The following is a 22847-nucleotide window of genomic DNA, read 5'->3' on the forward strand; positions in this document are numbered from 1 at the left end:
TTTTATTTCTCGTGCGCGATGCGCGCGGCGAGGGCGGCGGCAAGCCCCGAGCTCGGTTTGGCGCCTGGGCGACGAAAGCCGCCAGCGGTCGCCTTGCGCGGCTTGAGCGTGGCCAGCGCTTCGGCTTGTTTGACGGCGGCGGCGGCTTGATCGACCAGCGGCACGGGGATGCGATCCGCGACCTTGGCGGCGAGACCCGATAACGGCGCTCCCGCCAGGATGACGACTTCCGCCCCGTCGAGTGCGACCGACTTATGGGCGAGGTCGATCAGCGCCGCTTCCTTCTCCTCCTGCACGTCGTCGATCGACCGGAAGCTGCCGTCGAGGCAGCGAATACCGGCACAGCGATGGGCAAGCCCATGCTGCTCGACGCATTCGCGATACCAGGCTTCCATGGCGGCGGCGAAGGTGACGATGCCGAAACGCTTTCCGAGCATGCAGGCGGTCAGCATCGCGGCTTCGGACATGCCGATGACGGGCACGTCGAACAATTCGCGCGCGGCGAACAGGCCGGGATCGCCGAAGGCGGCGATGATCGCGGCGTCGTAGGTTCCGGCGCGCTCGGCGAGCATTTCCAGCGCGATGGCGCCGCCGATCTGCGCTTCCGCGCGGCTGGAGATATAAGGGACACCGCGCGGGGCGGTGATCGGCACGATCTCGGTGCCCTGCGCCGCCGCCGGAATCGCCGCCGCGGCCAGGATATCCGTGATCGATTGCGACGTGTTCGGGTTCAGCAAAAGGATGCGCAAGGGTCAGTCCGTATCTTCGGGAACGGGCAAAGCGCGCGCCGGATCGAAGCCGATCGCGACGCGCGTCCCCGGTTCAGGGATCGGCGCACCGTGCGGCACTTCGATCGATACGGTCAAGCGCCCCGCGATATCCAGCTCCAGAAGATCGGCGTGGCCGCGATAGCGCACGGATTTGACCGTCGCGGGGAATCCGTCGCCATCGCCCAGACGCGCTTTCAAGGTCAGCGCTTCGGGGCGCAGCATCAGGCCGTAGCGTGCGGCCGACAGATAGGCGGGCGCGCAGCGCAAGGCGAAGCCCGTGTCGGTGACGAAACGCTCGCCGTCGAACTTGCCTTCGAGCCAGAGCGACTTGCCGAGGAATTCCGCCACAAAGCGCGTCGCGGGTTTCTCGTAAACTTGGCGCGGCGTGCCCAATTGCAGCGTGCGGCCGTGGCGCATCACCGCGATCCGGTCGGCCAGCGCCATCGCTTCTTCCTGGTCGTGGGTAACGATCAATGTCGTCGTGCCCACGCGGGTCAGGATTTCGCGCAGCTCCGTCTGCAGCACGCCGCGCAATTTGGCGTCGAGATTGGACAAGGGCTCGTCGAGCAGCAGCAAGCGCGGGCGGATCGCCAGTGCGCGGGCCAGCGCCACGCGCTGCTGCTGGCCGCCGGACAACTGCGCGGGCCGGCGTGCTTCGAGGCCCGAGAGGCGCACCGTTTCCAGCGTTTTCTGGACGGTGAGATTGCGTTCGAGCTTCGGCACGCCGCGCCGCTTGAGGCCGTAGGCGACGTTGTCGGCCACGCTCATATGCGGGAACAGCGCGTAGTCCTGAAAGACCAAGCCGATATCGCGCTTATGCGGCGGCAGGCGGCCGATCTCCTCGCCGCCCAGCATGACATGGCCGGAATCCGAATTCTCGAATCCCGCGACGATACGCAAGGTCGTGGTTTTGCCGCAGCCCGAGGGGCCGAGCAACGCGACGATCTCGCCGGAATTCGCGTCGAGGCTGGCGCCGTCCAGCGCCAGCGCGTTGCCGAAACGGCGGACGAGATTTTGAACTTCGAGTTTCATCCGCGCGCTCCCACGTCGCCGGCGAGCCGTTCGATACCGAGCGTGCGGTCAAGCACGAAAAGCAACGCCAATGTCGCGGCGAGAAAGACGGTCGATACCGCCGCGATGGTCAAATTCAAATTCGCGCGCATCTCGGCGACGAGCGCGATCGGCAGCGTTTGCGTGAACGCATCCGACAGGAACAGGCTGACCGCGACTTCGTCGAAGGACAGCACGAAGGCGATGGCCCCGCCCGCGACGATGCCGCTGCGCGCGGCCGGTACGGCGACGTCCCAGAGCGCGCGGGGTTCCGATGCGCCCAGCGACATCGCGGCTTCGATATGGCTGCGTTTGAGCGCCACGAGGCTGGCGGAAACCGCGCGGATAGTGAACGGAATGGTGATGATCGTATGGCCCATCACCAGCCGCACGAAGGGATCGTAGATGCCGATGAAGGCGGTGAAGACGAGCAGCGAGAAACCGATCACCACCGTCGGTACGAATTTGGGCGACAGGAAGACGGCTTCGATGGCGTCGCGGCCGGGCAAGCGCGGATCGGCCAAGGCCAGCGCCGTCGCCGTACCGATGGCGGTGGAGATGGCGCCTGCGATGATCGCGATATGCACGCTCATCCAGAACCCGTCCAGATAGGACGGATTGTCGAGGAACGAGCGATACCAGCGCAGCGAAAAATCCTTGGGCGGGAAGGGGCCCAGGAAGCTGCGATTGTCGAACGACAACAGGCATGCGACCAGCAGCGGGGCGAGCAGGAACGCGACCGTCGCGACGACGATTGCAAGCGTGACGATACGCAAAGGCAGGTCGAGCGGTTTCATCGCGTCGGGACCGCGCCGGGCAGAAATTTCTTCGCGATGGTCGCAAGGCCGTAGACGACCGCGAAGCTGGCGATCAGCATGAACACGCCGATCGCCGCACCTGCTTGGTAATTCCCGATATCGGTGAAGCGCGTGTACATCAAGTTCGTGGTGAACACGACCACGCCGCGTCCGAGCAGCAAGGGTGCCACGAAATTGCTGATGCACATGGCGAGCGACACGAGATAGGCCGACACCATCGCGGGTGCCGCGAGCGGCAGCACGACCGTCAGAATCGCCTCGCTACGTGTCGCCCCCAGTGAGGCGGCGGCCTCCTCCAGGCGCGGCGACAGCGCGCGGAAAGCGCCGACCAGCATCAGCGCCACGATCGGAATGGTGAAATGCATCAGGCCGATGGCGACCAGAACTTCGGCATAGCGCGGGCTACGCGGGGCCAGGCCGCTGACGAACGCGCCGATGAAGGCGAGCGGCCCGTGCGTGCCCCAGGTCATCTCGATCGCGTAAAGCCGCGCGATCAGACTCATGACCAACAGCCCGACGAGCAGCGTCAGCAGACCTTTGCGCACGATCGCACGACGGCTGCGCACCGCGACATAAGCCAAGGGTGCGCCCATGGCGACCGAGAACGCGGACACGATCAGTCCGATGCGGAAAGTTTCGTAGGCGTAGTTGAAATAGGCGGGCTTCGCGAGTTCGATGTAGTTCGCGAACGTGTACCCGTCGCCCGCCCGGATGCTGCCGGGAATATACGGGCGCAAGGAATCGATCGTCAGTACCGCGACGGGTCCCCCCATCAGGAGGACCAGCGCCGCGGCACCGGGAACGATCAGCCAAACCGCGATCGGAAGACGCATCATCCTTGGCGGACGAGCGGCGTGATCTCGGTTTCCCAACGGCGCGTCCATGCGTCGACCTGGGTGGACATGTAGCTGTAGTCGGGGATGTAGGCGTATTTCGCCAATTCGTCGGGCTTGTAGAAGATATCCTTGATCGCGTCGGCGGGCTTGGCGTTGACGTTGGTCGGGCCCGAGCCGAGCGGCATGTTGTAGCGCGTGTTGATTTCGGCGGTCGCGAAATGGTTGGCGAAGCGCTTGGCCGCGGCGATCTTCGCCGGGTTGTCGCCCTTCATCACGACATAGCCTTCGTTGAACAGGAAGCCCTTGTTGTCGTTGAGGCGCGTGAGCAGGCGTGTGGGGAAACGCTCGCTGACCGCCTGCCAGCCGCCGGTGTTCCAGAAGGCGACCGACAGATCGCCCTGGCTCATCGCGTTGATCATTTCGCTGTTGTTGGCGACGACGCGGCCGATATTGCCGCGCTGGGCGAGTTCCTTCAGGAACTGCCAGCCGGGTTCGATGTTGCGTTCGTTGCCGCCGCGTTGGATGGCCAAGCTGACCATCAACAGACCCGACAGGTTGACGGGAACGGGCACGCACAGCTTGCCCTTGAAGCGCGGCTCGAGCAGCTGCTCGATATTCTCGAGCGGCTTGTCGAGCAGATCGGTGCGATAGCCCCAGAACGCGCCGGCCGTGGACAGCGGCACCGTGATCTTGCGGCCCTGCTTATCCTTCTTGAAGAAGATCTCGGGGATCTCCTTCAGCGCGGACATTTCGGTTTCGCTAACGGGTTCGAGCCAATCGGCTTCGATCATCGCGTCGAACACCGGGTCCCAGGCCGCGACAAGATTCTGCTGGATGCGCGGGAATTGCGGGCGCATGCGGCCGACGATGCCCATAGCGCCGCCGGCATGGAGTTCCCATTGCACGCGGTCGCCGGTGGCGCGCAGCCATTCCTCGCCGATCGGGCGGCAGACTTCGATCCATTGGGCGCCCCACATGACGACGAGGATCTGTTCGCCGCGCGCCTGGCCGAAGACCGGCCCGGCGGAGGTTGCGGCCGCGGCACTCATCGCGGCGAGAAGGGAACGGCGATTCATCGAAACGGTCATCGGGGTCTCCCGGTTGGGGGTCGGTCGAAAGGATGCCGCCAAGCGCTTTGTCGGCATGTAAACTGCATTGTCGACAAAATCCTTGCACGCGGTATGCCAAGCGGAGAGACGCCGTGAAACCCGACCTGATCCTGACCGATGCCACAATTGTAAGCCCGGGGGCGGCCCCCATCGCGCGCGGCTGGCTGGCGTTAAACGGCGAGAAAATCCTCGATCTGGGGCCGATGGCGACGCTGCCGGCGTATGACGGGCGTATCGAAAGCCTGGCGGGCCGCGTGCTGACCCCGGGCTTCGTCAACATCCATACGCACGCGATCCTCAGCCTGATGCGCGGCATTGCCATCGATATGGGCTTCGCGCCCGCCTATACGCGCGGCGTGCCGCATGGGCACGAAATCGGGCCCGAGGAATCCGTCGCCTTGGCGCGTCTGGGCGCGTTGGAGGCGCTGCTCGCCGGCTCGACCGCGATGGTCGACAGCTACGTGCATGGCGAATTGACGCTGCCGGCGATGTGCGATCTGGGCATGCGCGTCTGGGCGTGCGGACGATTGCACGACGTCGATTTCTCGCGCGTCCATCTGTCCGATTGGGAACATAAGGACGAGATCGGCAAGCTGCGACTTGGCGAGATCGAGAAGCTGACCCGCGATTTCAACGGCGCGTTTGGCGGGCGCGCCCGCACCATCGCGATTCCGCATGCGCCCGATACCTGCTCGGCCGATCTATTGCGCCGGGCGGGCGAATTCGCGCGCGCCAACGGCTTGAAGGTGTCGACGCATCTGTCGCAGTCGAAGCTCGAAAACGCGCAGATCCAGAAGCGCGACGGCTGCACGCCCACGCAATTGCTGGAACGCGTGGGCTTGCTCAACGAAGATCTGATCGCCGCGCACTGCATTCATATGACCGAAGACGACGTGAAGCGCTTCGGTGCGGCGGGGGCGACGGTTGCCCATGTGCCCAAGGGCAACGCGACGGGCGGTGCTGTTGCGCACACGCCGAATCTACGCGCGGCCGGCGCCAATATCGCGCTCGGCACCGACAATTTGACGCAGGATATGGCCGAGCAAATGCGCTGGGGCTTGGCCAATGCGCGCGTGCATTTGGGCCGTGTCGCCGAGGATTGGCAGCCCGAAGATGCCTTCGAAATGGCCACCAGCAACGGCGCCAAGGCGCTGGGTGTGGATGCGTGGCTCGGCCGTTTGGCGCCAGGCTATGCCGCCGATATCGTCGCGTGGGATTTCCGCCGCGCGCATTTGACGCCGCTGCTTGACCCGCTGGGCACGCTGGTCCACGACGCCAATGGGCGCGACGTGCAGCATGTCTGGGTCGCCGGTCGCCAAGTGGTGCGCGATGGCGAAGCGTTGTTCGCCGATACGAACGCCGTTCGTGTGGACGCGCAGAAAGCCGCCGAAGGTTTGTGGGCGCGGGCGGCCGAAGATGCGTGATCTACGCGGGCAGCAGCGCCGCGCGCAGATCGGCCGTCTGCGCCGATGCCGCTACGCGCAGGCGTGCGCGGTTGTCCATCATGTGCTTGGACGCCAGGCGTTGCGCCAGCGCGCCGTCGCCCTTGGCGAGCGCGTCGACCATCGCGACGTGATCGTCGATTGCGCAGATCTGGGTTGGCGGCGGGAACAGCGCGGTCATGAAGCTGGTGCGCGCGACCAAGCGTTCCAGCGTTTCGGTGACGACCGGATTGCCGTGCAGCGTGGCGAGCAGGGTGTGGAAATCGCCCATCAAGCGCAGATGTTCGCGCCGCTCGCCGCTGTCGTTGGTGCGCCGCTGCGCGCCGATATGTTCGCGCAGCTTGCGGATATCGGCGGCGGTGATGTGCTGGGCGAGATCGGCGGCCATCGCCCCTTCGATCAACGCGCGCGCGGCATAGGTTTGGGTGACTTCGTCTTCGGTGGGCGAGGCGACGCGCGCCCCGCGATTGGGCTGCAGCACCGCGACGCCACGCTCGGCCAGCGCCTTCAACGCCTCGCGCACCGCCGCCCGGCTCGCACCGAATATCCCGGCGATTTCCTCCTCGCGCAGGCGCGTGCCGGCGGTCAAACGCCCATGGGCGATCGCCTCCAAAACCGCGTCGACGATCTTGGCGGAGACGAGGGCGGCTTGCAGCGGGCGCGGGGCGAGCGTGTCGGCAGGCATGTCCGCCCTTTAGCACATTCCCGGCAATTTGCCCTAATGGTCAATCATTGGGCTTTATTGCCGACAAAATGACTAATTCGTCAGCAAAGTAGGAATCGATGAAGACGACAGCGATACGCCCGATCCGCCTGCCCATGCGTGCCCCCGACGACCTCGCGGGCTTTGCCCAAATTCTGGATGGCGGAACGATCAACGCCGCCGACATTGTCGGGCTGTGGTGCAAGACGCGCGGCAACGGTCTGCGCAACGATTTCACCAAACCGTGGATCGACCTATTGCTGCGCACGATGCTCGCCAAGCGTTTGGGCGTGGACGAAGCCGCGGTCGCCGAGCAAGTGCCGATCCTGGTGTCGGGCGGATCGGAAGGGCCGGTCTCGCCCCATCTCGTGATCTGGACGAAGGGGCAAGCGACAGGCGAACGCGGCTTGCTTGCGGGCGTGTCGCGGATCGAGGTCGCGCCCGCCGATCACGGCACGGCCAAGCATCGCGACGCGACCGCGCGTCAGTTGGCCGATCTGATGGCGGCGTCGAATTGGCGCGCCGACGATATCGGGCTGGTAATCGTGCGCGCACCCTCGAATTTCGAAGACCCGGCCGCCGATCCCGCCGTGCGCAAGCAAGCGGCCCTTGGCGTGGCGCAAGTGGTGGACGGCAAGGATGCGAATTTCGCCAGCCGCGCTTTCGTCGTGGCGCGGCATGACGGGCCGGGTCAGCAGATTTTCGTGCTGGCGAACGGGGCGGGCGGCGATCCCGCCTATGCCGTATCCCACGCCGTGCTCGCCGATCCGTTCGACTCACCGTCGGTCGCGGGTGCGCTGGCGAAATTCGGATTCGCCGCTGCGCCGCAATTGCCGCCGGATCAGTCGAAGCGTTTGATCGCCGCGATCTCCAAGGGCGACGCGCCGGCGAACGGCACGATAAGGGGCATGCCGCATGCGATGAATCTCGACAACGATATCGCCATGCATCGCCATGCGCGCGCCGCCTATGGCGCGATGATCGGTTCGACGATCGGCCACGGTGCCGTGCTGGTCTCGGGCGGGGCGGAAGCCCAGGGCCCGGACGATGGCGGCTTCGCGTCGTTCGTCGCCCAAGTGAAAGCGGAAGGAAGCGAAGCATGAGCGCCGTCCCCGTCGTCGATATCGCGCCGATCCGCTCGGGCGATGCCGCCGCGATCGCAACGTTGGGCCGCACGATCGACGAGGCCTGCCGCAAGATCGGCTTTCTGGTGATCCGCGGCCATGGCGTGCCCGCCGATCTGATCGCCGAAGTGCGCCGATTGTCGTGGGAGTTCTTCGCGCTGCCCGAGGCCGAGAAGGAAAAGCTGCGCCCGCCCAAAGGCACGATGCTGCGCGGCTACACCCCGCCGGAGACCAACACGCTGGCGCGCTCGCGCGGCGTGGAAACGCCGCCCGATTTCCGCACGCTGCTCAGCTTCGGCCGCCCCGAAGTCACGGGCATCGAATACGCGCAATACGAAAACGCGGCGCCGTTCTACAAGCCGAACATTTGGCCCGCGAAGCCCGAGGGATTGAAGCTCGTCTTCACCGCCTATTTCCGCGAGATGGAGCGGTTATCGGGCGAGATCATGCGCTGCTTCGCCGCCGCGTTGAACCTGCCGATCGGTTTCTTCAACGACAAGATCGACAACCACTTCGCCGCGTTTCACGCGCTGCATTATCCCGCGTTGGACAAGCCGCCGGTCGAAGGGCAATTGCGCGCCGGCGCGCATTCGGATTTCGGCAGCTTGACCGTATTGCTGCCGCCCGAGGAGGGCGGCATGGGTTTGGAAGTGCAAACGCCCGACGGCGAATTCGTGCCCGTCGATCCGCCCGCCGACGCTTACGTCATCAATATCGGCGATCTGATGCAGCAATGGACGAACGATCGCTGGGTCAGCACCGTCCATCGCGTGCAGAACCCGCAAGGCGAGGCGGCGAAGCGCGCGCGCCTGTCGCTCGGCTATTTCTGCCATCCGAATTTCGACGCGCCCGTCGCGGCGTTGCCCGGTACGGTGCCGCCGGGTGAAAGCCCGCGTCATGCGCCGATCCTCGCGGGCGAATACATGCACAAACGGATCAGTGCGGTGCGGCGCGGTTGAACGCCTCAACGCCAAAGTTCGTCGGTCGCTTCCAGCTTCTCGCGCCACACATTATAGCCGGTGGCGTTGAGATGGATCTGATCGTCGGCGTAGTAGCGCCCGATGGGCCGTCCGTTGGGGCCGATCAAGCACGAGGTCAAATCGATGTAATGCCGGTTATTCGCGCGCGCGGCGTCCTCGCGCAGCGCTTCGTTCAGCCGGTCGAATTCCTCGCCATACAGCCAGCGCTTCGGGCTGTGCTTGATCGACACGTAGTAGAGCGGCACGGCACCGTAGCATTCCTCGATCCGCTTCACGAGTTGCATCATGCCGATCATGATCTGCGCCGCCGTCAGTCCGTCATTCGCGACGTCGTTCTCGCCGAAATACAGCACGATCTTGGCGGGATCGATGCCGTCGAACAGGCGGTCGAAATAGCGAAGCGCGCTTTCGACCGTGCCGCCGCCGAAGCCGAGATTGAGCACGTCGAGACGGCCGAGATCCTCCGTCATCCGCATCCAATAGCGGAAGGACGACGAGCCGAAGAACACGATCGGACGACCTTGGAAGCGGCGCCGGCGCGCCTGCTTGATGACGGCGAGGACGTCGTCGTCCCAATGCTGGGTGGTCCAATCCGAGCGTTCGACGTCGAGCGGATATTGGACGATCTTGTCATAGTTCATCGGTCGAGATCTCTTCGCTGCGGAGACAGGCGACGGAACGCGCCGGCGAGACGGCGCGAAGTTCGGGCACGGCGGCACGGCAGGCATCGATCGCGTGCGGGCAGCGCGCGACGAAGGCGCAGCCCGGCGGCAGATCGATGGGGCTCGGCGGATCGCCGGTCAACGGCGTGCGTGTGCGGCGTTGTTCGGGATCGGGGACCGGCACGGCGTCGAGCAGCCCGCGCGTATAAGGATGGCGGGGGCTGCGCAGCACGTCCGCTGTCGGCCCGATTTCGACGATGCGGCCCAGATACATGACCGCGATCCGCGTGCTGATATGCGCGACGACGCCGATATCGTGCGAGATGAAGACGAGCGCCAGATCGCCCGATGCGATCAGATCCGACAAAAGATTGATGACCTGCGCGCGCACCGAAACGTCGAGCGCGGAGACGGGCTCGTCCGCCACCAGCAGACGCGGATTGCCCGCGAGTGCCCGCGCGATCGCCACGCGCTGCTTTTGTCCGCCGGAAAGCTCGTGCGGATAGCGCTCGGCGAACTCGGGCCGCAATCCCACGCGCTTTAGCAGATCGCGGACCCGTTCCGCGCGATCCGTTCGCGTGCCGATGGCGAAATTCTCCAGCGGTTCGCGCAACGACTGGCCGATCGTCCAGCGCGGATTGAGCGACGTGCCGGGATCCTGGAAGATCATCTGGAAGCCCGCACGGCTCTTGCGCAAGGCCGTGCCGGACAGCGCCGACAGGTCGTTGCCGTTCATCCGTACGGCGCCCCGTGTGGGGCGGTCCAGCGCCACCAAGATGCGGCCCAGCGTCGATTTCCCGCAGCCGCTTTCGCCGACGACCGCGAGGACTTCGCCCGCGTTCAGCGATAGCGAGACGCCGTTGACCGCGTGAACGGTCGAAGCACCCGCCGGGAAATGGCGGACGATGTTTTCGGCTTCGAGGATGGCGGCGGTCATCGCGCGACGCTCCCGGCCATTTGCGGTGCGCGGAAATAGGGGCAAGCCGCGCCATGTGCGCGGGTCAGACGGCGCCATTCGGGCGGCGATTGGGTGCACGCATCGACGGCGTAGGCGCAGCGCGGCGCGAAGGCGCAGCCCGGAATCGCCTCGCCCGCAACCGGGACCGTGCCGGGCAATTCGACCAGGCGCTGGCCCCGCGCGTCGTTTGCCGTGCGATGGTCGAGCGTGGCGGCCATCAAGCCCGCCGTATACGGATGCGCGGGATCGCGAAAAATTTCACCGACCGGGCCGCGCTCGACGATGCGCCCCGCATACATTACCGCGACGTCGTGCGCGATTTCCGCCACCACGCCCAGATCGTGGGTGATGAACAGGATCGCCGTGCCTGTCTCGCGTTGCAATTCCTGCAACAGCCACAGGATTTGCGCCTGTACGGTCACGTCCAAGGCGGTCGTCGGCTCGTCGGCGATTAGCAGACGCGGGCGGCAGATCAACGCCATCGCGATCATCACGCGCTGGCGCATACCACCCGAAAGCTGATGCGGGTAGGCGGCGAGGCGCGTGGCCGGATCGGGAATGCGGACTTGGCGCATCACGTCCAGCACGCGCGCATGCGCGGCGTCGTTCGAGACTTTCTCTTTGAGCTGCAACGCCTCGCGCAATTGATAGCCGATGGTCAGGACCGGATTGAGCGAGGTCATCGGGTCCTGGAAGATCATCGCCATGTCGCGTTCGGCACGGCGCATATCGGCGAGGGGGCGGCCGCCCAGATTCATCGTCGCGGCGTCGATGCGCGCATGCGGCGGTAACAGATCCATTAGCGCGGCGGCCGTCACGCTTTTGCCCGAGCCGGACTCGCCGACCAGGCACAGCGTGCGGCTTTCGGCCAAATCGAAGTCGACGCCGCGCAGCACTTGCGTGCGGCCCTGATTCATCGCGACGCGCAGGTCGCGCACTTCCAGAAGCGGTGCGGTCATGCGCGCCGCCCCGACAGCATCGGATCGCCGCGTTCGCGCAGCGCGTCGCCGAACAGATTGATTGCCAGCACGAAGATCGACAGGAAAATGCCGGGGAACAGGATGACCCACGGCGCCACGCGGAAGAACTGCCGTCCGCCCGCCATGACGTTGCCCCAGCTCGGGATGTCGGGCGAGGTGCCCACGCCCAGGAAGCTCAACACCGCTTCGGTCAGGATGGCGGAGGCGCAAACGAACGTCGCCTGCACCATCAGCGCCGGCATCGCGTTGGGCAGGATATGGCGCAGCAGGATTTTGGGCGTGCTGGAGCCGACCGAGATCGCGGCGGCGACGAAAGGCATTTCGCGGATCGTCAGCACGACCGAGCGCACGAGGCGCGCGGTGCGGGGGATTTCGGGGGCGGCGATCGCGATGACGACGGTGTAGAGCCCGCTGCCCAGGATCGCGGCAAGCGCGATCGCCAGCAACACGCCGGGGATCGCCATCAGCCCGTCCATCATGCGCATGATCGCGCCGTCGAGCCGGTTGAAATACCCGGCGAGCAGACCGAACGCCGTGCCGATCAGCAAAGTGAGCCCCGCGACGCCGATCCCGACGATGACCGAATTGCGTGCACCCGACAGCGTGCGCACGAAGATGTCGCGGCCCAGATTGTCGGTGCCGAACCAGTATTCCGCGCCGGGGGCCCGCATGCTGCGCGTCATCACGATATCGTCGCTATAGCCCAGGATCATCGGCGCGAGCAGGGCGCAAAGCAGCGTCGCCGCAATCACCGTGCCGCCGAACACCATCGGGAAGGAATAGCCGCGTTTCATCGCGCGCCGCCGTGGCGGATGCGCGGATCGAACAGCGTGTAGCTCAAATCCACCAGCAGATTGACGCCGACCAGGATGACGGCGAAGACGAGCATCACGCCCTGCACGACGGGATAGTCGCGCGTCAGGATCGCTTCGACCGTCAGGCGGCCGGCCCCGGGAATGTTGAACACGCTTTCGGTGACGACCACGCCGCCGAGCAAGGCGGCGAAGGACGTGCCGACGACCGTGACGACGGGCACGCCGATATTCTTGAGCGCATGGACCAGCAGGATGCGAAAGCGGCCCGCCCCTTTGGCGCGCGCCGTGCGGATGTAATCCTGCGCCAGCACGTCGAGCATCGTGGCGCGGGTGATGCGCGCGACCAAGGCGGCGAACAGGCAGGTCAGCGCCAGCGTGGGTAAAGTGAGGCTCGTCAAGCACGCCATCAATCCGGCGGAGAGCGGGCGATAACCCTGCACCGGCAGCCAGCGCAGCGAAATCGCGAAACTTTGCATCAGCAGATAACCGAGCACGAAAACGGGCACGGAAAAGGCGAGGGCGGAAAGCCCCATCACGACGTAGTCGCCGAAACGGCCCACCCGCTTGGCGGCATAGATGCCGGCCGGAACCGCGACGATGACCGAGAGCAGCGTCGTGGTCGTCGCCAGCATCAAGGTCGGTTCGGCGCGCTGCAGGATCAGCGTCGTGACCGGCCGGTTGGAGAAGACGGAAACGCCGAGATCGAACGACAGGACTTGGCGCAGATAGATCGCGAACTGAACGATCAGCGGCTGATCGAGATGGAGCCGGGCGCGGATGCCCGCGATCTGCTCCGGCGTCGCGTTGTCGCCCGCCAAGGTGGCGGCGGGATCTCCCGGCCCGATATGCAGCAGCAGGAAGATCACCACCAGCACGGTCAACATGACCGGCACCGTCGACAACAAACGCCAGAGCAGAAAACGCGCCACTAATCAGTCCTCGTATCCGGAAAATCCCGCCGAACTTAGCGGGTCTTCTGGACGTTCCACAGCGTCAGGATCGGGCCCGGCACCATGCCCGACACGTTCTTGCGCCAAGCGGAGATGTCGTTGTACTGGCCGATCGGGATGTAGGTGACGATCTCGTTCGCTTTGGCTTGCAGCTTGACCGCGATTTCGCGCCGCTGGGCGTCGTTGCCCGCGAGCAGGAAATCCTGCCACAGCTTCTGCATTTCCGTGTCGCACGGCCAGCCGATCCACGCGCGTTCGCACGCCCCCGTCATGAACGGGTTGGTCAGCGGGTCCATCAACGCGTCGCCCGCGAAGCCGGTCATGAACACGTTCCAGCCGCCTTCTTTGGGCGTGCCCTTGTTGGTGCGGCGGGTGAACATCGTCGCCGTATCCATCTGCACGTCTTCAACAACCAGACCCGCTTTGCGCATCGCGGCGACCAGGATCGTACCGCCGTCGCGCTGGATCTTGCCATCCATCGGATGCAGATAGACGATCGGCGTGCCGTCATAGCCGGCGGCCTTGATCAGTTCTTTCGCCTTGTCGACCGACGGGTTGAGGAACCTCTCGCTGCCGATATCGGTGGCGTAGGGGCCGCCGCACATGAACAACGCGCCGCAGATCTCGTACAGGTCTTTCCTGTTGCCGAAGATCGCGGTCATCATGTCCTGCTGATTGACCAGATATTGCAGCGCTTGGCGCATCCGCACGTCGTTGAAGGGCGGTTGGGTGTGGTTGATGATCACCTGGAAGTTCTTGCCCAGGATCGGCGCCTTCGCCCATTGGATGTCCGGATCGGCCTGGAGCACGGGCAGCAATTCCGGCGGCACGGAGCTGACATAGTCGATCTCGCCCGCCAGCAGCGCGTTCACGGCGCTCATATCGTCGCGGAAGGTGATGCGCTCGATGCGGTCGACCTTGGCGATCTTACCGCCGGCGAGCGCCGAAGGCGCTTCGCTGCGCGGCACGTAATCCGCGTTCTTGGTCAGTACGAGTTGCACGCCCGGCACCCACTCCGACGCCGCCAGCTTGAACGGGCCCGAGCCGACGAACTCGCGGATCTCCTCCGTCGGCGGCGTTTTGGCCAGGCGCGCCGGCAAGATGAACAGCGGATAGGCGGTCATGCGCCCGAAACCTTCGATCACGCGATCGAATGGCTCCTTGAGAACGAGTTTGAACGTCGACTGATCGACGGCGACGAGGGACTCGCGGCGCTTGCCGATTTCCATCCCCATGCTGTCGCGCTGAAGCCAGCGATCGATCGAGGCGACGACATCGGCCGAGGTGACCGGCGCACCGTCGTGGAACTTGAGGCCGGGGCGCAGCGTGAAGGTATAGGTCTTGCGGTCGTCCGAGACCGACCACTTATCGACCATCTGCGGCTGCGGCTTGTAGTTGGCGTCGACCGAGAACAGCGTGTCGAAAATGAGATACGCCATGTCGCGCGTCGGATACGACGTGGTGAACAGCGCGTCGAGCTGCTTGATATCGCCGTCGCCCTTCACGCGCAGCACGCTTTGCGCCTGGGCGGGCAGGGCGAAGGCCAAGCCCATCAGCATCGCCGCGGCGATCGCTTTTTTGCGAAACATTCGTCTGGTTCCTCCCGAGACATCGGCCGCGCTTGGACTCGCGCGGACCGTTTTCGATGTCGCGACAATATGGACCGGCCGGGCCCCCAACTAGACGCGGAAGACGAATTCAGATATATAAAAATTATATATCCGGCGGCGCGGAAAATCGCGATGAACCTGCGGCAACTCAAGCATTTTTTGGCGATCGCCGAGGCGGGCAGCATTCTGGGTGCCGCCAATCGCCTGGGCGTGGCGCAGCCCTCGCTCAGCCGCGACGTGAAGCTGCTCGAAACCGAATTGTCGGCGCGGCTTTTCCGCCGCGACGGGCGCGGTGTGTCGCTGACGCGCGACGGACAGATCTTCCACGACGCGATCGAGCCGCATGTCGCCGGGCTCGATCGGGCGAAGGAAAAGTTCCTCGCCAAGCGCGCAGGTAAGGACGGCGCGATCCGGCTGGGCTGGACCGGCACGGTCTCCATTCCCTACGGGCCGAAGATCATCGCGGCCTTCACGCGCGCCTATCCGAAGGTCGAGATGCATGCGCGCGGCGGATCGAGTTCGCAGATCATCGACTGGGTCGCCAACGAGGCGATCGATATCGGCGTGATGAATTCCGAACGCCCGGCCTCGGGCAGCTTCGCCGAGAATTTGGGGCGCGCACCGCTGTATCTGGTGACCGCCCCCGACCCAAAGGAGAAGGGCGAGACGGTTACTTTCGCGCGCGCGGCCGAATATCCGATGTTCGTCCACAGCCCGCAGAACGCGCTGGGCCGCATCGTGCGCGCGGCGGCGCGCGAGCGCGGCATCGGCCTCGACATCTATGCCGAGATCGACGATTTCGTCGCCGTGCGTCCGATCATCGCGCAAGGTGTCGGCGCCGCAATCGTGCCGATGGGCTTGCTCGTCGGTGCGGACGGGCTCGATCTCGCCGTGCGCCGGATCGTCGATCCGGAACTGTGGATCTATTTCCACCTCGCGATATCGAAATCCGGACGACGCAAACCCGCCGTGCAGCTTCTGGCCGACGCGATCCGGGGCGAGTACCCGACGCGCTAACCAGCGATCGTTAGAGTCACCTTGCGAGCGCCCGCGCCGTCGATCCGCCAATCACCGGCTTGACCGGCGGGCCAGCCTTTCGCGGTCAGGCGGATATCGGCGTTCGTCGCGGTCCATTCGACGGCGATAGAAAGGTCCATCGCCGCCCCGCGCCGCAAGCCCCAGGTCACGCCGTCGTCTTCGAAATGGCGGCCGGTGATTTTGCCGGAACCGGGCGGCAGAGCGAGATAGAGGCGCCGTGCGGGGGCGTCATGCGGCTTCACGTCGGGCGTGGATGCGGCGAGCACCAAGGCCGCACCCGCACGGATGAAGATCGGCGGATGGCCCAAAGGTGCATCGACCGTCGCGGTCGTGCCGGCCGCATGGAACTTGCCGGTACGATACTCGATCCAGCCGGCCGGGCCCTTCGGCAGATACTGCGCCTTGGTCGTCGCCCCTTCCGTCACGACGGGGGAGAACAGAATATCCGAGCCCAGCATCATCGCGTCCTGATCGGCGTAGGCCGCGTCGTCGTCCGGGAATTCCTGGAACAACGGCCGGATCATTGCGTCGCCGGTCGCGTGATAGTCGTGCGCGAGCGTATAGATCACCGGCAGGAAGCTGGTGCGCAGATCGAGGGCCGTGCGGATCTGCGGCAGGATTTCCGGGTAGAGCCACGGCACCGTCGCGGCCGTCCAATCTGGGGCGACGTCCGGCTTCCAGGAATTCATCACCGCGCGCGGATGCAGCGCCATCATCTCGACGAAGCGGCACAGCAATTCGGGATTGGGGCGGGGGCCCGTAAAGCCGCCGATATCGTGGCCGACATTCGACTGGCCGCTCAGCGCCAACGACAGCGCGTTGCGCAGATTCCATTTGAGCGTATGCCACGACGTGGCGTTGTCGCCGGTCCAGGTCTCGCCATAGCGCTGGATGCCCGCCGGGCCCGCGCGGGTGACGGTGAAGGGCCGCAGATCGGGATCGCGGCTTTGCGTCGCGTCGAACGTCGCGCGCGTCATCAGCAGCGCGTGCAATGGGCGGATCGATGTGGCGTCGAGCGGCTTGCCGAACCCGGTCGCGACGGAATCCTCGCGGCCGACTTCGTATTCGTTGTTGTCGTTCCAGCCCGACGTAAATCCGTAATCGAGAACTTGCTTCTCGAAGCGGCGCTGCCACCAGCCGACGGTCTCGGCATTGGTGAAGTCGAGATAGGAACCCATCCCGTCCCAGAATTGTTCGACGACCGGCTTGCCGTCGCCGTCCTTGATGAAGCCGCCCGCCTTGGCGACTTCGGTGTAGTCCGGGTGATCGTCGATCAGCACCGGCTTCAGATTGGCGACGGTGGGAAAGCCCAGCTCGGTCAGCTTCGCGAACAGGGCTTGCGGGTCCGGGAACTTGTCCTTGTTCCAGGTGAACACGTAGCGCCGCTTGCCTTTGCTGGAATAGCCGGAGCCGAAATGGATCGCGCTGATCGCGATCTTTTCCTGCCGGCAGCGCTCGGCGAAAGCGGCGATCACCTTCTGGCCGTTCGCGTCGTCGGCATGGTGCATCGTCGTGAAGGCGAAGCCGAAGCTCCAGCGCGGCGGCAAAGCGGGGCGGCCCGTGAGCATCGTGAAGCGCCGCGAGACGGCGGCGAGATCGGGCCCTGCGATCAGCCACAGATCGAGGCCCGGCTCCTCGACTTCCACGTAACGATAGATGCCGTGATAATTCGAGCGTTCGGCGCCGATGTCGAACACCGACGGGGCGAGGCTGTCGTAGAACATGCCGCCCACGACGCCGTTCGACTGCACGGCCATATAAGGAATGTGCTTGTAGAGCGGATCGCCGATCTCGGCGTCGTAGCCCAGCGCGTCGAGCTGCAACACGCGATAGCGCCGCCCGGTGCGATCGACCGGGCCCGATTTGTCGCCCAGCCCGTAATGCCGGTCGCCCGCATTGCGGATCTGGAAATGCCGGACCTTGCGGCCGTGATCCTCGCGCACGAAGCCACCGGTCGCGCGATCGGCGAACCATTCGCGCCACGCGCCGTCCTTCCATTGCGCGACGGCCAAGCGCAACGGCGCCCAGCTCAGCGTCAAACGGAACAGCCCGGCGGTGAGGATGGCTTCGCCGTCTTTCTGCGCGAATGTAACCTTCGGCGGCGCGAAGCCAGTGGTCGCTTCGCGTGAACGTCCTTCCCAAGGCACATCGCCTTCGGGGGCGATCATCCAGGTGCGATCGACCGGCAAACCCTTCGCCGGTTCGACGACGACGCGCAGCAACCCGTCGTCCATCGCGCGCACGCGCAGGCGCCAGCCGTCGTCGAGGGAAGCGTCGAAGCCGTGCGCATGCGGCGCGATCGCCGTGACGTTCTGGAAAATACGCATTGTCGTTCCGGATCAGAGAGGAGCGAGGACGAGGCCGCTGGCGGCGTCGAAGACATGGCGCGCGGCCGGTGTACCCAGCACGAGACCGACCTTATCGCCGCGCGAGACTTGAGTTTGGCCGCCAAGGCGAACGGAAAGCGCTTCGCCCGAGGCGAGCGTGCCGTGCAGATAGGATTCGCCGCCAAGCTGTTCGATCAGTGTGACCGACAACGTCGCGTCGGGCGAAGCGCCATCGCTCAGCGAAATATGTTCCGGCCGCACGCCGAGCTTGACCGCTTGACCCGCTTTGCCGCCTTGGCAGGCGGCGGCGACGCGCTCACCGCTTTTGAGGCGCACGGCGCTATCCTCGAAAATACCGTCGAGGAAATTCATGCGCGGCGAGCCGATGAACCCGGCGACGAACAGATTGGCCGGGCGGTTATAAAGGTCGAGCGGTTTGCCGAACTGCTCCAGCCGCCCGTCGCGCAACACGGCGATCCGGTCGGCCATGGTCATGGCTTCGACCTGATCGTGGGTCACGTAGATCATCGTGTTGCCCAGGCGCTGGTGCAGATTGCCGATCTCCACGCGCATCTGCACGCGCAGCTCGGCGTCGAGATTGGAGAGCGGTTCGTCAAACAGGAAGATGCGCGGTTCGCGCACCACCGCGCGGCCGATCGCCACGCGCTGGCGCTGACCGCCGGACAATTGGCCCGGCCGGCGGTCGAGCAACGCGTCGAGGCGCAGCATCCGTGCCGCTTCGTCGACGCGTTTCTTGACCTCGGCCTTCGGCATTTTCAGGTTTTCGAGCCCGAAGGACAGGTTTTGGCGCACGCTCATATGCGGATAGAGCGCGTAGCTTTGGAACACCATCGCGAGGCCGCGTTCGGCGGCGGGCACGGTATTGACGCTTTGCCCGTCGATGGCGATCTCGCCGGTGGTTACGTCCTCGAGCCCCGCGATCATCCGCAGCAGCGTGGATTTGCCGCAGCCCGACGGGCCGACGAATACGACGAATTCGCCATGTTCGATCGCAAGGTCGATGCCGTGAATGACCTCGACTGGGCCGAAGGCTTTCTTGACCTGTTTGAGTTCCAGCCGCGCCATCACTTCAACCCCGTATTGGCGATGCCCGACGTGATGTGCTTTTGCAGGAAGACGAACACCAGCGTCACCGGCAAAAGCGTCAGCACCGTCATCGCGAGCAGATAATGCATGTTGTCGTTGAGCTCGCCCTTGAAGGTCGACAGGCCGAGTTGGAGGGTGAAGACCTCCGACTGGGTCAGCACGATCAACGGCCACATGAAGTCGTTCCAGCGCCACATGACCGACAGGATCGCCAGCACCGACAGTGCGGGCAGGGCCAGCGGCAGGATGATGCGCCAAAAGATCTTCCATTCCGACGCCGCATCCATGCGCGCGGCTTCGAGCAACTCGTCGGGAATGGTCAGCATGTATTGGCGCAGCAGGAATACGCCCGTGGGCGTAGCGATGGTGGGGATGATCACGCCCCACAGCGAGTTCAGCATGCCAAGCGACGACACGGTCATGAACAACGGCACCAGAATGACCGTCGGCGGGATCAGCAGCGTCGCCACGATGGTCAGGGCCATCGCATCGCGGCCGCGGAATTTGTATTTCGACAGCGCGAAACCTGCCATCGCGTTGACGATCAGCGTCAGCAGCGTCGCCATGACGGTGACGAAGGTCGAGTTCCAGAAATAGCGCAGGAAGTTGAACGTGCGCGATTGGGTCGAGCCGAGTGTCGGCTCGGTATAGTTCTCCCAGCGCGGATCGACCACTTCTTTGCGCGCGAGGCTGGTGCGCGGCACCTCGAACACCGTGTCGGGCTTGCCGAGTTCGTAGACGCGCGCGTTGATGCCGCGGGGATTCACGAAGGCGACGTCGACGGTCGTTCCGTCAGCGCGTGTATGGACGAACACGTTTTGATCGCGGCCGCCGGTCGGCGAAGGCACGGACAACTGCGTATAGGGCAGGATGCGCGGGTCGTTTTCGACCAAGGCGGCAGGCGACTTCACCGAGGACAGGAACATCCACATGATCGGCAGCACGACGACGAGCAGGCTGAGGATCAGATAGGCGTAGGTCAGCCAATCGGACCAATGCAGACGGCCGCGCCCGCGCGTGCGGGTCAGAAAGCGGATGACGTCGCCCATGCCCATCAATTGCCCGCTTTCTTGCGCGTGACGGCGAGTTGCAGGAAGGTCAGCACCATCAGCAGCAACGCGACCAGCACCGACGAGGCCGCGGCGATGCCGTAGCGCTTGGCGTCGCCGATGAAGGCGCTTTCGTAGATATGCTGGATCATCATCTTCGTCGCTTGGCCGGGGCCGCCGCCGGTCAGCACGTAGACTTCGTCGAAGACCTGAAAGGCGCGGATCAGCGACAGCACCAGCACCACGATCATCGTGGGCATCAGCAACGGCAGCGTGATGCGCCAGAACTGGCGCGATTTCGACGTGCCGTCCATCTGAGCGGCTTCGTAGAGATCGCGCGGGATCGCCTGGAGCCCCGCGAGCAGGATCAGCATGTAGAAGCCGAGATGCGCCCAGGTATAGACGAAGATCACCCAGAACATCGGCCAGCCGGAGCGCGCGTCGATCAGCCAGTTGATCGCGCGATAATCGGCCATCATCAGGAAGGTCGGCGTGATCGCGTTCCACGTCTCGACGGCCTTCTCGAGCGTGGCGTTGAGGATGCCGCGCCGCTTCAAGATCCAGTCCCAGATCACCGCGACGACGACCGGCGACAGCATCACCGGATAGAAATAGACGGCGCGCCAGAAGCCGCGCGCGCGGATGTCGCGGTTGAGGATCAGCGCGGTCGCCAGCGCCACGACGATCATCAGCGGCACCTGGACCAGAGCGAAGAACAGCGTGTTCCACAAGCCCGTCCAGAATGAATAGCCCGCCACGCCGCAAGTGCGCGGATCGAGATAGGAGGGGCAGGCGAGCAATTCGCGGAAATTGTCGAGCCCGACCAGCGGGCGGTCGGCGAGGATGACCGATTGGCCGCCGGTGAAGGCGATGTAGAAATTCAGCAGCATCGGCCAGAAGGAAAACAGGCCGAAGACGAGCAGATTGGGCAAAAGGAAAACATAGGCCATGCGGTGCGCGCCGATATGGCTTTGAATGGCGCGCATCGGACCGTCCAGCACATCGCCGGCGGATTTCCAGAGCCATTCGAAGGCGGCTTGCGGCCGGACCTGCATCGTTTTCCTTCGTGGCGCGGGTAAAGAAAAAGGCCGGCGGCGGGAGGAACGCCGCCGGCCCTCGTTGAACGCTGGAGCCTTACTTGCTCACGGCGTTGTCGATCTCCTCCTGCACCTTGGCGTAGGCCTGGGGCAGGGTGAGCGTGCCGGTGATCGCTTGCGCGACGTAGTTCACGGTCGCGTTAAAGATCGCGACGTTACGCTGGTAGCTTTGCAGCTGGTGCGCGACGGGCGAGATCTTCTGGAAGTCCGCGGTGAACTGCTTCAGCGCGGCCTGCGTTTCGGGGCCGACGTCCTTGCCGTAGTTCAGGCCCTTTTCCGCGATCCCCTTATGCGCGGGGATCTGGACGGTGCGCTCGTAGTATTCCTTCAGCACCGGCTCGGACGCCATGAACTCCATGACCTTGGCGACTTCGGCCGGATGCTTGGTCGCCTTGAACGCGACCATCGCGGCCCCGCCGGGCATCGCCGAGCAGCCCGCCGGACCGCAAGGCTGCGGCGGCACGACCCACTCGAACTTGTCGCCGACATCCGACTGGAAGCGCTGAATCATCCACGAGCCCGAGATGACCATCGCGACGTCGTTGTTGATGAACATGTCGCCGGCGTTCTTCCACTTCGCACCCGAAGCGCCCGGCCACAGATCCTGCGGCATCAAGCCGTCCTTGTGCCACTGGACCATACGTTCCGACACGGCCTTGAAGCCGTCGTCGACGACGTTGGACGGCACGCCTTTCGCGTCGAAATACTTGGCGCCGTAGCTGATCGACACGCCGGCGAAGCGATGGCCGGTGCGGTCCATCACCATGCCCGCGTAGACCTTGCCCTTCTTCTGGACTTCGGCCGTCGCCTTGGCCCAATCGTCCCAGGTCGCGCCGGCACCCGGCATCTTCACGCCGGCTTGGTCGAACATCGTCTTGTTGACGAACGGGCCCGTGACGGTGATCTGCGTCAGGAAGCCGTAGATACCCTTGTCGTTCTCGCCCACGCGCATCCAGGGCAAGGTGGAGGCGAAGTTACTTTCCCAATACGCCGCGTTCACATGCGGGCGCAGATCGAGATAGTATTTGTTGAGGCCGCCGAGATTGGTGACGCGCGCCATATCCGGCGCCTCGCCGCCTTGCAGGCGCGTCTCGAGCTGTTCGCGGATCACCGCGAAGCCGACCTTGTCGACCGTCACTTTGATCGTCGGGTTCGCCTTCTCGAAGCGATCGAGCAGATCGCGCGCGACGTCGCATTCATTCGCGTCCGCGTAGCACAGGTAACGCAGATTGACGGTCTGCGCCGATGCGGCGGTCGCCATCGCGAACAGCGACGCGGTCGCGAACAAAGCCAGCGTTGATTTCTGGATCTTCATCGTTGTCCTCCCAGCCGCCGGGGAATACCGGCTGGCGAATTGGCGGCGATATTGGTCGCCTTGCGAATTATCTTGGCAAACGTTTGCCGAAAGAGTCAAGCTGCCTA

At 64.8% G+C, this 22847-nt stretch carries 21 protein-coding genes; 4 read left to right on the top strand and 17 right to left on the bottom strand.

Annotated features, from left to right (window positions below; genetic code table 11):
• Window positions 1–2: 2 nt before the first annotated feature.
• The 5 genes from J0H39_18660 to J0H39_18680 are packed head-to-tail and all read right to left on the bottom strand — an operon-like array spanning window position 3 to window position 4562.
• Window positions 3–749, bottom strand: coding sequence for an aspartate/glutamate racemase family protein (locus J0H39_18660; protein ID MBN9498780.1), 747 nt, complete (start codon window positions 747–749; stop codon window positions 3–5).
• A gap of 3 nt (window positions 750–752) precedes the next feature.
• A complete protein-coding gene (locus J0H39_18665) occupies window positions 753–1802 on the bottom strand; it encodes an ABC transporter ATP-binding protein (protein MBN9498781.1) in 1050 nt (349 codons plus the stop codon).
• Window positions 1799–2617, bottom strand: coding sequence for an ABC transporter permease (locus J0H39_18670; protein ID MBN9498782.1), 819 nt, complete (start codon window positions 2615–2617; stop codon window positions 1799–1801). Before J0H39_18670 ends, J0H39_18665 begins: the two co-directional genes overlap by 4 nt.
• Window positions 2614–3474, bottom strand: coding sequence for an ABC transporter permease subunit (locus J0H39_18675; protein MBN9498783.1), 861 nt, complete (start codon window positions 3472–3474; stop codon window positions 2614–2616). The genes J0H39_18670 and J0H39_18675 overlap by 4 nt, the downstream gene beginning before the upstream one ends.
• The gene (locus J0H39_18680; protein ID MBN9498784.1) at window positions 3471–4562 is read right to left on the bottom strand and encodes an extracellular solute-binding protein; all 1092 of its coding nucleotides are present in this window, start codon (window positions 4560–4562) and stop codon (window positions 3471–3473) included. Before J0H39_18680 ends, J0H39_18675 begins: the two co-directional genes overlap by 4 nt.
• Before the next feature lie 113 nt (window positions 4563–4675).
• Here J0H39_18680 and J0H39_18685 point away from each other — a divergent pair, with 113 nt between their 5' ends.
• Entirely contained in the window at window positions 4676–6007 is a 1332-nt protein-coding gene (locus tag J0H39_18685) for an amidohydrolase family protein (GenBank protein MBN9498785.1), read from the top strand.
• A 1-nt stretch (window position 6008) separates the two neighbouring features.
• Here J0H39_18685 and J0H39_18690 read toward each other — a convergent pair whose 3' ends face one another.
• Window positions 6009–6710 carry a GntR family transcriptional regulator gene (locus J0H39_18690; protein ID MBN9498786.1) on the bottom strand — a complete coding sequence of 234 codons (702 nt, stop codon included), beginning with the start codon at window positions 6708–6710 and terminating at the stop codon, window positions 6009–6011.
• Between the two features lie 98 nt (window positions 6711–6808).
• Here J0H39_18690 and J0H39_18695 point away from each other — a divergent pair, with 98 nt between their 5' ends.
• Both J0H39_18695 and J0H39_18700 read left to right on the top strand, forming a co-directional pair.
• The gene (locus tag J0H39_18695; GenBank protein ID MBN9498787.1) at window positions 6809–7831 is read left to right on the top strand and encodes a hypothetical protein; all 1023 of its coding nucleotides are present in this window, start codon (window positions 6809–6811) and stop codon (window positions 7829–7831) included.
• A complete protein-coding gene (locus J0H39_18700) occupies window positions 7828–8811 on the top strand; it encodes an isopenicillin N synthase family oxygenase (GenBank protein MBN9498788.1) in 984 nt (327 codons plus the stop codon). Before J0H39_18695 ends, J0H39_18700 begins: the two co-directional genes overlap by 4 nt.
• Window positions 8812–8816: 5 nt before the next feature.
• Here the strand turns inward: J0H39_18700 and J0H39_18705 are convergent, their stop codons facing one another.
• From J0H39_18705 to J0H39_18730, 6 genes are read right to left on the bottom strand one after another with little or no spacing between them, the layout of a single operon-like run.
• Entirely contained in the window at window positions 8817–9473 is a 657-nt protein-coding gene (locus tag J0H39_18705) for a lysophospholipase (GenBank protein MBN9498789.1), read from the bottom strand.
• Window positions 9463–10431 carry an ATP-binding cassette domain-containing protein gene (locus tag J0H39_18710; GenBank protein ID MBN9498790.1) on the bottom strand — a complete coding sequence of 323 codons (969 nt, stop codon included), beginning with the start codon at window positions 10429–10431 and terminating at the stop codon, window positions 9463–9465. Before J0H39_18710 ends, J0H39_18705 begins: the two co-directional genes overlap by 11 nt.
• Entirely contained in the window at window positions 10428–11411 is a 984-nt protein-coding gene (locus J0H39_18715) for an ABC transporter ATP-binding protein (GenBank protein ID MBN9498791.1), read from the bottom strand. The genes J0H39_18710 and J0H39_18715 overlap by 4 nt, the downstream gene beginning before the upstream one ends.
• The gene (locus tag J0H39_18720; GenBank protein ID MBN9498792.1) at window positions 11408–12226 is read right to left on the bottom strand and encodes an ABC transporter permease; all 819 of its coding nucleotides are present in this window, start codon (window positions 12224–12226) and stop codon (window positions 11408–11410) included. Before J0H39_18720 ends, J0H39_18715 begins: the two co-directional genes overlap by 4 nt.
• A complete protein-coding gene (locus tag J0H39_18725; GenBank protein ID MBN9498793.1) occupies window positions 12223–13176 on the bottom strand; it encodes an ABC transporter permease in 954 nt (317 codons plus the stop codon). Before J0H39_18725 ends, J0H39_18720 begins: the two co-directional genes overlap by 4 nt.
• Before the next feature lie 35 nt (window positions 13177–13211).
• The gene (locus J0H39_18730) at window positions 13212–14786 is read right to left on the bottom strand and encodes an ABC transporter substrate-binding protein (GenBank protein MBN9498794.1); all 1575 of its coding nucleotides are present in this window, start codon (window positions 14784–14786) and stop codon (window positions 13212–13214) included.
• Between the two features lie 153 nt (window positions 14787–14939).
• On the opposite strand from J0H39_18730, the gene J0H39_18735 reads away from it, so the two are divergent.
• A complete protein-coding gene (locus tag J0H39_18735; protein MBN9498795.1) occupies window positions 14940–15824 on the top strand; it encodes a LysR family transcriptional regulator in 885 nt (294 codons plus the stop codon).
• On the opposite strand, the gene J0H39_18740 is transcribed toward J0H39_18735, so the two are convergent.
• The 5 genes from J0H39_18740 to J0H39_18760 form a co-directional block, all read right to left on the bottom strand.
• Window positions 15821–18172, bottom strand: coding sequence for a glycoside hydrolase family 31 protein (locus J0H39_18740; GenBank protein ID MBN9498796.1), 2352 nt, complete (start codon window positions 18170–18172; stop codon window positions 15821–15823). The genes J0H39_18735 and J0H39_18740 overlap by 4 nt on opposite strands.
• 12 nt (window positions 18173–18184) lie before the next feature.
• On the bottom strand, window positions 18185–19258 hold the full coding sequence (ugpC, locus tag J0H39_18745; protein MBN9498797.1) for a sn-glycerol-3-phosphate ABC transporter ATP-binding protein UgpC: 1074 nt from the start codon (window positions 19256–19258) through the stop codon (window positions 18185–18187).
• Window positions 19258–20328, bottom strand: a complete 1071-nt coding sequence (locus tag J0H39_18750; GenBank protein MBN9498798.1) for a carbohydrate ABC transporter permease — start codon at window positions 20326–20328, stop codon at window positions 19258–19260. Before J0H39_18750 ends, ugpC begins: the two co-directional genes overlap by 1 nt.
• A gap of 5 nt (window positions 20329–20333) precedes the next feature.
• Window positions 20334–21383: a sugar ABC transporter permease gene (locus J0H39_18755; protein MBN9498799.1), complete on the bottom strand. Its 1050-nt coding sequence runs from the start codon at window positions 21381–21383 to the stop codon at window positions 20334–20336.
• Between the two features lie 79 nt (window positions 21384–21462).
• Entirely contained in the window at window positions 21463–22740 is a 1278-nt protein-coding gene (locus J0H39_18760) for a carbohydrate ABC transporter substrate-binding protein (protein MBN9498800.1), read from the bottom strand.
• Window positions 22741–22847: the final 107 nt, after the last annotated feature.

Source organism: Alphaproteobacteria bacterium (genome assembly GCA_017308135.1).
Taxonomy (GTDB): Bacteria; Pseudomonadota; Alphaproteobacteria; order CACIAM-22H2; family CACIAM-22H2; genus Tagaea.